Source organism: Segatella copri, assembly GCF_024330485.1.
GTDB classification, from domain to species: Bacteria; Bacteroidota; Bacteroidia; order Bacteroidales; family Bacteroidaceae; genus Prevotella; species Prevotella copri_L.
Genome location: NZ_JANDWX010000031.1, coordinates 23,181 through 35,879 on the forward strand (window position 1 = coordinate 23,181; position 12,699 = coordinate 35,879).

The window sequence follows — 12,699 nt, forward strand, 5'->3', positions numbered from 1 at the left end:
ATATGCCCCAAAAGAATGGGGCATATCACATATTAGATTAATTACACTTGAAGTCGTATTTCACCTCAGCCAGGTCCTTGTTGGCCTTCTCGATCTTGGCACCGAGACCCGCCTTCCAAGCCTCTACCTTCTGAGCCACTTCCTCGTCGGCAAGGGCAATCATTTCAGCAGCGAGGATGGCAGCGTTCTGAGCCGCATTCACACCAACAGTAGCTACAGGAATGCCAGGAGGCATCTGGATGATGCTGAGCATGGCATCAAGACCATCGAACATACCCTTGATAGGCACGCCGATTACTGGCAGAGGAGTAGATGCTGCGATAACACCAGGAAGGGCGGCAGCCATACCGGCAGCAGCGATGATAACCTTCACGCCACGCTCCTTGGCTCCCTTGGCGAATGACTCTACTGCATCTGGAGTGCGGTGAGCAGAGAGGGCATTAACCTCGAAAGGAATCTGGTTGTCGTTCAACCACTTACATGCTTTTTCCATAACAGGCAGATCGCTTGTACTGCCCATAATAATGCTTACTAATGGTTTCATTTCTTCTTATATTTTATTATAAACTTTATATTACTAATATAGCACAGGCGGTGCCTATCAGGAATCCTGCAACTACCTGTGACAGCGTATGTTGTCGGAGTATCATGCGGGCACTTCCTACTGCGCCTGCCATCATCAGCACAAGGCAGAGCCACCACAGCGGATTGAAATTGAAGGCTACAGAATAAGACACCAGAGCTCCTGCCACACCTCCGATGGCTGCCGTATGGGTGCTGATCTTCCACCATACATTGATGAAGGCGCAAATCATCTGTATCGCCAGCGCTACCACTACGATGATACTGATGACGCGAGGCGTATTGCGGTATTCCATCCAGAAAAAACAGCCGAAGTAACATACGATAGAGAGGATGTAAGGCACAATACGACGCTCCTTCTTGCCCAGCTCACGCGAGGTCCAGCCTTGAACCATGCGGTAGAGGTGGATGAGTAGCGATGGAGCTACGACGGTCAGGAGGTAGACCATGCCCAGCATCACCAGTTTGTATCCTATCGGTAACAGCGACATATAACTGAAGATGAACAGAGCAATCAGTCCTACCATCGGCAGATAGAAGGGCGTGAAGATCATGCTCATGATGCGTGCTGTCAATATGATATTCTTCTCTTTCATAACACTAATAACGTATATATTCTTTTTATCTCTCAAATATTTTGTGGTGGGCCCCGGTTTCTTCCTGACTCATACCACTATCTTATTTCCTGAGTCGTGCCACCGGTATGCCCAGTTGCTCCCTATATTTTGCCACCGTACGTCGTGCGATAGGGAATCCCTTCTCCTTCAGCAGTTTGGCGAGTGCATCATCGCTGATCGGCTTTTTCTTGTCTTCTTTCTCGATGATGTCGTGCAGGGCAATCTTGATTTTGCGGGTAGACATCTCTTCGCCGTCTTCAGTGGTGTAGCTGTCTGTGAAGAAGAACTTCAGCGGGAAGGTGCCCCATTTAGTCTGGGCATACTTCACGTTGCTCACTCTCGAGATGGTACTGATGTCCAGTCCCGTGCGTTCTGCTACATCCTTCAGGATCATCGGTTTCAGGTCAGCCTCGTCTCCATCCAGGAAGAACTGCCGCTGTATGTCGATAATTGCCTTCATGGTGACGATGAGGGTATGTCTTCTCTGCTTGATGGCTTCGATGAATCCCTGTGCCTTGTCCACCTTTTCCTTGGCGTAGAGCAGGGCTTCCTTGTCGCTCCGGCTCATCTTGTCTTTATGCTTCCTGTAGGTGTCAATCATGTCGGTGAATGATGGCGAAACCGTCAGTTGCGGAATGTTGCCACGGTTCAGCGAGAATGTAATCGTTCCGTCGTCATTGGTGTCGATGATGAAGTCGGGGGTTATCTGCTGCATGTTTCTTCCCTCTGTTTCGCCCATCGATGCGCCCGGTTTCGGGTTCAGCTTTCTGATTTCTGCCTGCAGGGTTTCTACCTGTGTATCGTTCAGTTCCAGTCCTGCCTTGATCTTGTCCCAATGTTTCTTGGTAAACTCGTCAAAATAGTCGGTAAACACCTCTTCCATCGTCTTGCGGAGCACACCTCTCGGCAGTCTCTTAACCTGCAGCAGGAGGCATTCCTGCAGACTTCTTCCTCCTACACCGGCTGGGTCGAAGGTCTGTAGAATGTGGAGCACGTGCTCGATGTCTTTTTCCGTAACATCGATGTTGTGATAGATAGCGAGTTCATCGCAGATGCTGTCCAGGTCCTTGCGGAGCAGTCCGTCGTCATCCAGTGAACCTATGAGATATTCCATTACTTCCTTCTCCTTGTCGCTGAGCGGCTGCATGTCCATCTGTTCCTTCAGCTTATCATAGAAAGAGGTGGTGTCGCCGTAAACCATTTCTTCGTAGTCAGCGCTGTCCTGGTTGTTGTATCTGTCTGTATTGTAGTCAGGCATCTGGTCGTCTTTTCCGATGCTTTCCAGTGCCTGGTCCAGTTCGTCTTTTCTTTCTTCTTTTTCAGATTCAGCCTCGTAGGCATCCTCATCGCTGCTGTTGTCGTACTCATCATCTGCGGGCGAATCATCATTGGCGACATTCTCGTTGAGCATGTCGTCTGGGTTCTCGCTTTCCAGAGCGGGATTATCGTCCAGTTCTGCATTGATACTGTCTTCCAGTTCCGTGAGCGGCATTTCCAACAGTTTCACCTGCAGCATTTGCTGGGCTGAAAGTCTTTGAAGTTGCTGTAACTTCTGTGCCTGTGTCTGTATGAGTTTTTGAGCCATAATTACTTAAAGTATTCTTTTAGTTCGTTGGCAAGCTGGTAAAGCTTGTCTGGATTTCCGTTTCCGTATTGGTGCCAGATGTCGCTGCATGCTTCTAGCAGCGGGTGTATCAGCACATCTTCGCGGTTGAGATAGGGGTCGCAGTACATGAATACGCCCATCGCCTCGGCAATGACCTTCGGTGATGTCCTGATGAGTTTTCCCAGGTCGATGATTTCCGGTGTTTCCGGCACCATGGTGATTGGTGTGAGCTGGAAGTAGAGATCGAGGATGATGATGAGTTTCACGGGGGTGAGCGATGGTTCACTTTCCAGTGGTTCCCAGTTTTTCTCGAATGTTTCCTTCACTTCCACTCCCTCGAAGAACTGTATGGCGTTTCCGCAGCCGTTCATCTGCCTGATGCGCTGTATATCGCGCTTCAGTTTCTGTGGCTTATCGGCATACTTCTCCCATAGTCGCTTGATTCTCGGAGTCACCATTCTGAGTTTGAACATCTGTTCGTGCAGAAACTCAGGTGGAATATGCAGTTCCAGGCTCAAGTCGACCATCCCTTTCGAATAGAGAGGTTTCACGCCCATGGGCTTCTTCTGGTACAGCTGCAACAGCAGGAGCCAGTATTCTTCGTTCCAAAGAGGATGTCTTGCCATAATTTCCTATCTTTATATATCTTCTGCAAAATTACGACTTTTCGTTGGTAAAACAAAATAATTTGGCGGTTATTTTCAGAAAAAATAAAGAGCGCAACTTCGAATGATTTCGAAATTGCGCTCTTCTAATACGATATTCCCAAATTTCTCATAACTCAAGGGCTTTTTGTTACCCTTTCCATTACGAAGCCCGAAGCAGCAATTCTGCTCAGGCGTCATCTTTGGTTATCCCATACATTTGATCTTTTTACCTTCAACTCACCTGTTGAATTATCCTGTTGTCCTTGAATAAACAATCTTTAAATTTACCTTTAAACTAAAACCTAATAAAAAAACAACTAACAATCTTAAACCTAAAAACCTAATAACCTAAACTTTTTGTCGTCCTTGAATAAACAATCTTTTCTTTACCTTAACTAATACCGTTTCTCTGAATAAACAATCTTAAATTTACCTTTAAACTAACTAATAACCTAAAACAACTAACAATCTTAACCTAAAAACCTAATAACCTTTTTGTCTTATTGACGATGCAAAGGTACGACGATTTTCCGAACCCACCAAATGTTTTAAGAGAAAATCACATAAAAAAGCCTCTTTTTTGATATAAATCAACTATGTGTGTGCGCACACACGTGCTATTTAACAGCTATTTGATGTATGTCAACCATTTTAACACATTTCTTATGTCTGAAGCCTGTTTGGGAGCTTATACCTTATTATATATGCATCTTCATTATATATGCATCTTCGCTCATGAACACGGCGATGGTCTTGAGGCGCAGATAGTCTTCCGATAGGTAGATGATTCCCTTGTTGCCCCAGTTCTTGCCCCATGAATTGCGGCAGACGTAGAATCTCTGCTTGCCTTTCATGAAGGTACCTATGATTTCCATCACATGATCATCGGTGGTGCGAAGCTGTTCAAACTCCTTCTGTCGCGATGCCTGGGTCACGGGGCGTTCCATCGGCTGTATGTCTACACAGTTCTTCCTTGGTTCCTTGAAGCCAGGTTCGCTGATGTCACCTTCCCAGCATACCGGGTGTCCTTTTTCTACCGCCTTCCTGATGTGGAGCATCAGCTCGTCGAGCGGAAGGTTCAGATAGGCATCGTGCATCCGGTTATCGGGAATCTCGAGCGCAAAGTATTCTCTGTAAGGATGATGCGAGAAACTGGTGAGCGATACATACTCCTCGGGATAGCATACGCTGTGGGCAAACTCTTGAGGGGTATATTCGGCACCCAGCATGTGTACGGCCTTGGCAGGCATGTAGCCTATTTCTGCGTCAAACAGGTCGTTCAGTTCCTCCTTGAGCTGGCTGATGCCCGCTTTCTGCGAGATGGCGCCATCGCACAGTTTCTGCACCTTGCGGCAGAGCACCTTGTAGTTCACGTGCTTCGGATCTTCATAGCTGTCGTAAGGTTGTGCACCATACTTATCTATATAATGTATCAGCATCGGGGCAGTACCGCGCAGGCTGATGTTCTTCTTTCCCTGTGCAAAGTAATATTCCAGTGCCTGTTCTTCCAGCATCATGCGGGCTATGTAGGCGATGGAGAGATTCACGGAATCCCCCTTCATGATGTGCTCGCTTTCGATGGTGGCAAGCATGCCGTATGCCCAGCAGAGTTCGCTGTTGCCCTGGTCCTTGACGGGCGTAGTACTGATCAGGTGGATATGCTCCGGAAGATAATCCTCGCCTCCACCTGTCTCTGAGATACCGCCTCGCTGCTGTCTGTATCCGCAACCGGCGAATACAAGCAGAGCGAGTCCTATGGTTATAATGTTCTTTCTTTCCATGCCGCAAAAATACAAAAAAGATTTTAATCTGTGGCATTAATCTTTCTTAAAACACCATGGGTTATTAAAATTTCTTGTCATAGCCTGATGCTGGAATCTTCGGCTGGTCAATCGTGAACGACATGTTGTTGGCAGGGTAGGTGTAGAGCGGACCGGTATAGGTAGTCTTCTTTCCGATGACCAGGTGTACGTTGTCAAAGCTGACGGTCTTGATAACTTTTTCTTCCTTGTCTTTTGCCGTAGCTGTTATATGGATGTCCGTTATATCTTTGTCGGTCAGAAGGGTGTAGAGTGTATAGTAAATGATTCTTTCCTGGTGTTCTTTGGCTACTAAAGAAAAGTTTCGGGTGATGGTAGCCTTTTCTTTGCAGAATCCGGTAGAAGGATTGAACACCGTGCCGCAGCTTCCGCTTATCGTGATTTCCTGAGTCTTGGTAGTCAGGGGCATGATGTCGGTAGCACGCAGTTCAAAACAGCTGACGGCACGTTTCAGCGAAACATTCTGTGTTACGGCTTTGCTGCCCGATTCCACCTTGATATCCTGCAGGGTATACGCCATATCGCGTACAATATTGTTGGCAAAGGTCATTTCATACCTTGATTTTACTTCGATTCGTTCTTCCTGCTGCAAATCAGTTTTTGCTGCTACGGCAACGAGCGTGTATTCTCCTGCCGGCACCTGCAGGCTGACGTTTCCGAATTTGTCATCCCAGTTTTCCTGTCTTACGGTATAGCCGGCAGTAGTTTCATCTCCTTTCGGAATGAGACATACTTGCAAATCTGTGTAGAGTTTTGCATCCTTGAGCGATTGCTTGCTCCCGTCGGCTCTCGTTCTGGCAAGATTGCTCTCTTCATCCTGACCGATAGGCACAATGGAGCTTTCGAAGAAGCAGAATCTTACTTCTTGGTTCTTGACTTGTGGTGTTGTTTCAAGCATCACGTTTTCTTGTGTGCAACTAACCGTTGTGGTCATTGCCAGGAACAGAATCATTCCTGAGGTAAAAGCTTTCTTCATACGCTTTCACTTTTTGATTAATAATACCAGCCGTAAGACTGGATAGGATTCATATAAAAAGAAGAATATCCTAGGGATATATTCTTATTTATAGGCAAATATAGACAAATAATCATGATTGATTTGTCAATATAATCGAATTTATGTCATTTTTTCTCCATTTTTCTGTGTTTTGTCTTCATTTTGGTGTAACTTTGTACCCGAAAAAAGATAATTGCATTCATGAATACAAAGATAAACGAATTTGAAGTGATGGCACCAGTGGGCTCACGCGAGTCACTGGCTGCTGCCATACAGGCTGGTGCCGACTCCGTATACTTTGGTATCGGCAAGTTGAACATGCGTTCCCATTCAGCCAACCATTTTACTATCGATGATTTGCGTGAGATTGCTGCCACCTGCAACGAGCATGGTATCAAGACCTATCTCACCGTCAATACAGTCATCTACGATAACGACATCCCAACGATGAAGGAAATCATCGATGCTGCCAAGGAGGCAGGCATCTCTGCCGTCATCGCCAGCGATGTGGCTGTAATGAGCTATTGCAATGAAGTGGGCGAGGAGGTTCATTTATCCACACAGTTAAATATCTCAAACACAGAGGCTTTGAAGTTTTATGCACGCTTTGCTGATGTTTCCGTACTGGCACGTGAATTGAACATGGACCAGGTGAAGCACATCCATGAGCAGATAGAGCAGCAGAACATCTGCGGACCTATGGGCAAGCAGATCCGCATCGAAATGTTCTGTCATGGTGCTCTGTGCATGGCTGTATCGGGCAAGTGCTACATGAGTCTCGCTAATGCCAACCGCTCTGCCAACCGTGGCGAGTGTGTGCAGATCTGCCGCCGCAGCTATACTGTTACAGATAATGAAACCGGCAACCAGCTTGAAATCGACAACAAGTATGTGATGAGTCCGAAGGACCTGAAGACCATCCGCTTCATCGACCGCATGATGGATGCCGGTGTGCGCGTCTTCAAGATTGAAGGCCGTGCCCGTGGTCCTGAATACGTATATACCGTAGTGAAATGTTATAAGGAGGCGATAGCTGCCGTGCTCGACGGAACCTTTACCGAGGAGAAGAAGGATGAGTGGGATGAGAAACTCGCCACCGTCTTCAACCGTGGTTTCTGGGATGGTTATTACCAGGGTCAGACTCTCGGTGAATGGAACAAGCATTACGGTTCCGTAGCTACCGAGAAGAAGGTGCTAGTGGGCAAGGTGATGAAATATTTCTCTAAGTTGGGTGTGGCAGAAGTAGCCGTAGAGGCATCTACCTTCGACAAGGGCGAGAAACTGCTGATTACGGGTAACACCACTGGTGTGATGTATCTTCATGCCGATGAAATCCGCTACGACCTGAAACCGGTAGAGACAGCGCAGCAGGGCTGGAGAGTTTCCATCCCTGTACCAGATAAGGTACGCCCTAACGACAAGCTCTATAAGTTGATTACAGTAAACGAAATTAAAGAAATAAAATAATGGCAACAATTAATGAATTGCAGGATGAAGTAGTAGAGGAGTTTCAGGATTTCACCGACTGGATGGACAAGTATCAGATGCTCATTGACTTGGGCAACGAGTTGGCTCCTCTCGATGAGAAATACAAGAACGAGCAGAACCTTATCGACGGCTGTCAGAGCCGCGTATGGTTGCAATGCGATTATGTAGATGGCAAGCTCGTATTCACTGCCGATAGCGATGCGCTCATCGTAAAGGGCATCATCGCCCTCCTCATCCGTGTGTTGAGCGGTCATACCCCAACCGAGATTATGGATGCCGACCTCTATTTCGTAGAGAAAATTGGTCTGAAAGACCATTTGAGTCCAACCCGCAGCAATGGTCTTCTGGCGATGATCAAGCAGATTCGCATGTACGCCCTTGCCTACAAGACCAAAGAGGCAGAGGCTTAACCGCCTCTGATTATATTATATATAATAAGGTATATTATAATGCGCAAATTAAGAACGATAGAGATGAACCGCCTCACCCTGGAGGAATTCAAGGAAGCCGAGAAGCTGCCCCTGATAGTGGTCCTGGATGATGTGCGTTCATTATATAATGTAGGAAGTGTTTTCCGCTCCTGTGATGCCTTCCGTGTAGAGGCGGTGTATCTCTGCGGAATCACCGCCACCCCTCCCAATGTCGAGATTCATAAGACGGCATTGGGTGGCGAAGACAGCGTGGATTGGGAATACTTCAAGACTACCGAAGAGGCGGTAGAGAAGTTGAAGCAGAAAGGCTACTTTGTATATAGCATCGAGCAGGTAGAAGGCTCCACCAAGCTCCAGAACCTGCCTGAGGCTCACCCTTCCCTCTCCAAAGGCTACGCCGTGATTTTCGGTAACGAGGTGAAGGGAGTCAAGCAGAACATCGTGGATATGAGTGATGGCTGTCTGGAGATTCCCCAGTTCGGTACCAAGCATTCCCTGAATGTCAGTGTCACCGCCGGTATTGTAGTCTGGGAGTTTGCCAAACTCCTGAAACTATAAGTTGAGTTCGTGCCAAACTTGCGTTTTTTGCCAAGTTTGGCACGAACTCATTTGGTAATACAATGTGTAAAAATCCCCCAATGAGGGATAAAAATGATTAAATTTATCCCTCAATGAGGGAACTTTTCGAAAGAATTCATCCCTCATTGAGGGATTATTTGTATCTTTGCTGCAGTTTTAAACGATATTCATCTAAAAGAGCAAGATATGATAGACAATAAACTTTATGAATACATGGCGGAGTTATTGAAACGCACTCCGCTTGATTTCATCAGATATAAATATGATGAAATCAACTGGAATGGACGATTAGTAGGTATCGTTGGTCCGCGAGGTGTTGGAAAATCCACCATGATACTTCAGCGCATCAAGCTGTCTAAGGAAGGCCATCACCTGTATGTGTCTGCCGACAACATCTATTTTTCAAATCATTCCTTGATTGACTTTGCTGACGAGTTTATCAAGGAGGGTGGTACACATCTTTATATAGATGAAATTCACAAGTATGCCGGTTGGAGCAGAGAACTGAAGCAAATTTACGACATGCACCCATCCCTGAACCTTATCTTTACCGGTTCATCGGTCTTGGATATCAAGAAGGGCGAAGCTGATCTGAGTCGTCGGGCGCTGATGTATATGATGCAAGGCTTGTCGTTCAGGGAATACCTGCAACTTTTTGAAGGCATCAAGATCAGAGTTTTCAGTCTCGACGAAATACTCAATCACCAGGTAGAGATTCCGGGGTTAGACCATCCATTGCCTGTTTTCAGAGCGTACCTCGACCATGGCTATTACCCATTTGCCATAGAGGGAGATTTTACGCAAAGAATGCTGCAGGTGATAGACCAGACGGTAGAAGTTGACATTCCGCAATATGCTGATATGAAAGCTTCAACAGCACGCAAACTGAAGCGTATGCTCGTCATTCTTTCCGGGTTGGCTCCCTACAAGCCAAGCGTAGAGAACCTTGCCACGGAAATCGGGGTAAGTAAGAACAACGTGCCTGATTATCTCGTCTATCTGGAGCGTGCCGGAATGATTGGTCTGCTCAGAGATGATACTTCGGGAATGCGCAATCTGGGGAAGGTGGAAAAAGTTTATGTCGATAACCCAAGTCTGATGTCAGTACTCACCTCTAATCCCAACATAGGAAACATAAGGGAAACTTTCTTCTACAATCAGATGAGAGAAAAACAAGACGTTACTTCCTCCAGGGTTTCCGACTTTACCATTGGTGACTATACCTTTGAGATTGGCGGAAGGAAGAAAGGTAAAAAGCAGATAGAGGATGTAAAAAACGGACGTATCGTAAAAGACGATATAGAGACGGGGCATGGAATCATCATCCCTCTCTGGTACTTCGGCATGAATTATTAGAGTCGTGAACTTTCGCATGTGGTTTAAGTACGGGCTGAAGGTCCAAAAGCTCCAGAAGCAGCACGCCCTTTCAGGGCGTATGGGGCTTACATGCGAAACTTCAGTAACGAATTAATCTATATAATATAAATATTAAACAAATGGTATCAAAAATCCCAGAATCGCTCTTCCATGCGGTTCTGGGATTTATTATGGTGATATTTATCATCAATATCTCCGCTATTATATTTTTTATGTATTGTTCAGATTCTTAATGATTTCCAAAGGTAGCTGGGTAGCTTTGGCAACCTGTTCGGCAGAAAGTCCCATTGCCAGCAAACGTTGTGCTGTTTCTGTGTTGGCCTCATGCTTGCCTTCAGCTCTACCTTTCTCCATACCTTTCGCCATACATATTTTCCTCCCCAGTTCTATACCCTCCGCAAGACCTTCTTGCTTCGCCGTATCAATGCAGTTCTTGATATCCCGATATGCCATCTTACTTGCTTCATACTCCCTCATTTCCTGCGGAGTAAACTTGGCTATTTCGGCTTCCTCGAAGAGGCGGTCGAAAACCTTGTCGCACAACTCCTTTGGGCGTTGGGTAAGTTTATAGAGGTTCTTCAGCGCATAAAGCCACTTCTCGTAGAGCGTTTCCAATTCTCCTAGTGTCTTATTGAATTTAGCTAGTACTACATAGATAAACTCCTGCTTGTCGTAGGAAATCTTGTGGGTAGCGGTATTGCACAACTGTACATGATGGCGGGTTTTCTCCTTGTCGAAGGCATCCTCATACATGTTGAAATTGAGCAGCGCAACAGTATAGACATGATTGATCTTGAAATCCCAGTCGTTCCCCTTGGGTGCCTGTTCACGGATAGGGAAGGTTGAGTAGAAGAGGGAGCGGTCCTTGAAATACGCCTGATAAGCATTCTGCATTTCAACGATGAACTTCTCGTCGTTTTCGCCCTCACAATATACATCGAAGATGTCTTTGCGGTCGGTATAGCCATCTCCCACGTGCTCCGGGTTCAGATACGACACGTCCATCACAACCTGTCTGCCATTAAACAAGCTGTTGAGGAAGCAAATGAGCAAATCCTTGTTCATTGCTGTTCCGAAAATTCGCTTGAAACCGAAGTCGGTCAGCAAGCTGATATATCTTTCTTCTACCTGCTTCATAATCATCTGTATTAAAAATCCATGCCGCAAAGTTACGGTTTTATTTTCAAACCCGCAAGAGATTTCAGTGAAAAGTTTATGAAAAAGTAAGAGATTGCGTTTCTTATGTGATAGGACAAGGGTCTATATGCCACGATGACAAGTGGTGTATAGACCCTTGATTATATGGAGATTTTCGTAATCTACATCTCCGCTATTCTGTATTTATGATATGGCGGATGGCATGCAGGCGGTAACAATGCCGTTTACAACCCTTTGGGGATATGATACGGATGCTGACAGAGTCGGAATTTATGTGTTTTATGTTGTTTTCTTCACGAATAATTTGGTAGTTACAAATAAACAGTGTATCTTTGCAGCAGAAATGCTGCACTCGGTAATTTGAGAACAAATTTTCATTGTGCCTGTTTGCATTATCAATAAATCAAATAACAAAAATTCTGCTTATGGGAAAGATAGTAGATAAAACAGAGACTAAGATAGTTACGCTTGATGGAGTTGAGATTATCAAGCAGGTAACGAAGGTACTTATGCCTAATGGTAAGTACCGATATCCTACTGTGTATTTTACTGTTAACGATGATGTCAAGGCTCTGACAACAGAACAATTAGACAAAATCCGCATCCCTGTCTACAAACAGTTAATTTGAAATTAATATGGAAGAAAGTGAAGGTTATCCCTTCGTCTTTCAAATGATAGACAGGGATAGTGCAGATGAATGGCTGATTGAAACTTTGCAGTATAGATTCAAGTCAGCTAAATCTCATCATTCTTATATTGTAAGAGTTGAGCGTTATCAGGAACATGCTTATTGCGTGAAGTTCTTTGATAAGGCCAATATGAATAGTAAATTGAAATTTAGTCTTCGTACTAACACTTTTGAGCCAAGAATCATTTTCTATACATTGTTCCATATTATGCTTGATGTATTGAAAAGAGATAGCAAAGCCTCATTCTTCTTTGTTGGTGCAGAAGATGAAAATGATGAATTAGGAATGGCGACAAGACGATTTCGTGTATATAAGAAATTCACTACGTCTGTGGTATCTGAAAGATTATTCAAGCATTATGCAATAGAAAATGAGTCTTTGTATATTCTGATTAATAAGAACAGTTGTTCTGATTGTGATGATTTAGCCAAAAGAATTACTGTTGCAGTAAAAAAACTATTCTCTCGTCATTAAAACATAATTAGGTTAACAGTATATATCTGATTACGGGAAACGACAAGGGTCTATATGCCACGATGAAAAGGTGGCGTATAGACCCTTGATTATATGGAGATATTCGTAATCTACGGGGGGTGTAAATTAAACTGTGTCAAGGCTTGTTCTTAACTTTCATTCCCACTCCCTGCTGGGGGCATGCCCCCAGCAGGGAAGCCTTTTCGGCTGCAAAGTTACATAATTTTAAATCT

General features: G+C 45.1%; 13 protein-coding genes. 6 read left to right on the forward strand and 7 right to left on the reverse strand.

The features are described from left to right. Positions 1-37: 37 nt before the first annotated feature. The 6 genes from purE to NNC77_RS13490 all read right to left on the reverse strand — a co-directional run bounded on the left by purE (position 38) and on the right by NNC77_RS13490 (position 6,248). Positions 38-544, reverse strand: coding sequence for a 5-(carboxyamino)imidazole ribonucleotide mutase (gene purE / locus NNC77_RS13465; RefSeq protein ID WP_254971355.1), 507 nt, complete (start codon positions 542-544; stop codon positions 38-40). Between the two features lie 25 nt (positions 545-569). After that, positions 570-1,178 (reverse strand): phosphatase PAP2 family protein, encoded by a 609-nt coding sequence (locus tag NNC77_RS13470; protein ID WP_006848251.1) that lies wholly within the window; start codon positions 1,176-1,178, stop codon positions 570-572. Positions 1,179-1,260: 82 nt separating this feature from the next. Continuing rightward, complete coding sequence (gene rpoN / locus NNC77_RS13475; RefSeq protein WP_006848252.1) at positions 1,261-2,784, reverse strand: RNA polymerase factor sigma-54; 1,524 nt, start codon at positions 2,782-2,784, stop codon at positions 1,261-1,263. 2 nt (positions 2,785-2,786) lie between these two features. Beyond that, complete coding sequence (locus NNC77_RS13480) at positions 2,787-3,431, reverse strand: hypothetical protein (RefSeq protein ID WP_119229500.1); 645 nt, start codon at positions 3,429-3,431, stop codon at positions 2,787-2,789. A 719-nt stretch (positions 3,432-4,150) separates the two neighbouring features. Next, a complete protein-coding gene (locus NNC77_RS13485; protein WP_254971353.1) occupies positions 4,151-5,233 on the reverse strand; it encodes a C1 family peptidase in 1,083 nt (360 codons plus the stop codon). 64 nt (positions 5,234-5,297) lie between these two features. Further along, on the reverse strand, positions 5,298-6,248 hold the full coding sequence (locus tag NNC77_RS13490) for a FimB/Mfa2 family fimbrial subunit (protein ID WP_254971351.1): 951 nt from the start codon (positions 6,246-6,248) through the stop codon (positions 5,298-5,300). A 222-nt stretch (positions 6,249-6,470) separates the two neighbouring features. Between NNC77_RS13490 and NNC77_RS13495 the strand changes: the two genes are divergently transcribed. The 4 genes from NNC77_RS13495 (at position 6,471) to NNC77_RS13510 (ending at position 10,123) form a co-directional block, all read left to right on the forward strand. Continuing rightward, entirely contained in the window at positions 6,471-7,736 is a 1,266-nt protein-coding gene (locus NNC77_RS13495) for a peptidase U32 family protein (RefSeq protein ID WP_006848256.1), read from the forward strand. Beyond that, the gene (locus NNC77_RS13500; RefSeq protein WP_006848257.1) at positions 7,736-8,167 is read left to right on the forward strand and encodes a SufE family protein; all 432 of its coding nucleotides are present in this window, start codon (positions 7,736-7,738) and stop codon (positions 8,165-8,167) included. Before NNC77_RS13495 ends, NNC77_RS13500 begins: the two co-directional genes overlap by 1 nt. A gap of 39 nt (positions 8,168-8,206) precedes the next feature. Further along, complete coding sequence (locus NNC77_RS13505; protein WP_022120523.1) at positions 8,207-8,746, forward strand: RNA methyltransferase; 540 nt, start codon at positions 8,207-8,209, stop codon at positions 8,744-8,746. A 207-nt stretch (positions 8,747-8,953) separates the two neighbouring features. Continuing rightward, the gene (locus tag NNC77_RS13510) at positions 8,954-10,123 is read left to right on the forward strand and encodes an ATP-binding protein (protein WP_254971350.1); all 1,170 of its coding nucleotides are present in this window, start codon (positions 8,954-8,956) and stop codon (positions 10,121-10,123) included. 231 nt (positions 10,124-10,354) lie between these two features. On the opposite strand, the gene NNC77_RS13515 is transcribed toward NNC77_RS13510, so the two are convergent. Continuing rightward, positions 10,355-11,281: an Rpn family recombination-promoting nuclease/putative transposase gene (locus tag NNC77_RS13515; protein WP_234564703.1), complete on the reverse strand. Its 927-nt coding sequence runs from the start codon at positions 11,279-11,281 to the stop codon at positions 10,355-10,357. 446 nt (positions 11,282-11,727) lie between these two features. Here NNC77_RS13515 and NNC77_RS13520 point away from each other — a divergent pair, with 446 nt between their 5' ends. Then, the gene (locus tag NNC77_RS13520) at positions 11,728-11,931 is read left to right on the forward strand and encodes a hypothetical protein (protein ID WP_118064236.1); all 204 of its coding nucleotides are present in this window, start codon (positions 11,728-11,730) and stop codon (positions 11,929-11,931) included. A 7-nt stretch (positions 11,932-11,938) separates the two neighbouring features. Then, on the forward strand, positions 11,939-12,466 hold the full coding sequence (locus NNC77_RS13525; protein WP_118117049.1) for a hypothetical protein: 528 nt from the start codon (positions 11,939-11,941) through the stop codon (positions 12,464-12,466). The last annotated feature ends 233 nt before the right edge of the window (positions 12,467-12,699 follow it).

Coding starts and splice junctions, on each gene's coding strand:
- purE (WP_254971355.1), bottom strand. CDS start 544: ATGAAACCATTAGTAAGCATTATTATGGGCAGTACAAGCGATCTGCCT.
- NNC77_RS13470 (WP_006848251.1), bottom strand. CDS start 1,178: ATGAAAGAGAAGAATATCATATTGACAGCACGCATCATGAGCATGATC.
- rpoN (WP_006848252.1), bottom strand. CDS start 2,784: ATGGCTCAAAAACTCATACAGACACAGGCACAGAAGTTACAGCAACTT.
- NNC77_RS13480 (WP_119229500.1), bottom strand. CDS start 3,431: ATGGCAAGACATCCTCTTTGGAACGAAGAATACTGGCTCCTGCTGTTG.
- NNC77_RS13485 (WP_254971353.1), bottom strand. CDS start 5,233: ATGGAAAGAAAGAACATTATAACCATAGGACTCGCTCTGCTTGTATTC.
- NNC77_RS13490 (WP_254971351.1), bottom strand. CDS start 6,248: ATGAAGAAAGCTTTTACCTCAGGAATGATTCTGTTCCTGGCAATGACC.
- NNC77_RS13495 (WP_006848256.1), top strand. CDS start 6,471: ATGAATACAAAGATAAACGAATTTGAAGTGATGGCACCAGTGGGCTCA.
- NNC77_RS13500 (WP_006848257.1), top strand. CDS start 7,736: ATGGCAACAATTAATGAATTGCAGGATGAAGTAGTAGAGGAGTTTCAG.
- NNC77_RS13505 (WP_022120523.1), top strand. CDS start 8,207: ATGCGCAAATTAAGAACGATAGAGATGAACCGCCTCACCCTGGAGGAA.
- NNC77_RS13510 (WP_254971350.1), top strand. CDS start 8,954: ATGATAGACAATAAACTTTATGAATACATGGCGGAGTTATTGAAACGC.
- NNC77_RS13515 (WP_234564703.1), bottom strand. CDS start 11,281: ATGAAGCAGGTAGAAGAAAGATATATCAGCTTGCTGACCGACTTCGGT.
- NNC77_RS13520 (WP_118064236.1), top strand. CDS start 11,728: ATGGGAAAGATAGTAGATAAAACAGAGACTAAGATAGTTACGCTTGAT.
- NNC77_RS13525 (WP_118117049.1), top strand. CDS start 11,939: ATGGAAGAAAGTGAAGGTTATCCCTTCGTCTTTCAAATGATAGACAGG.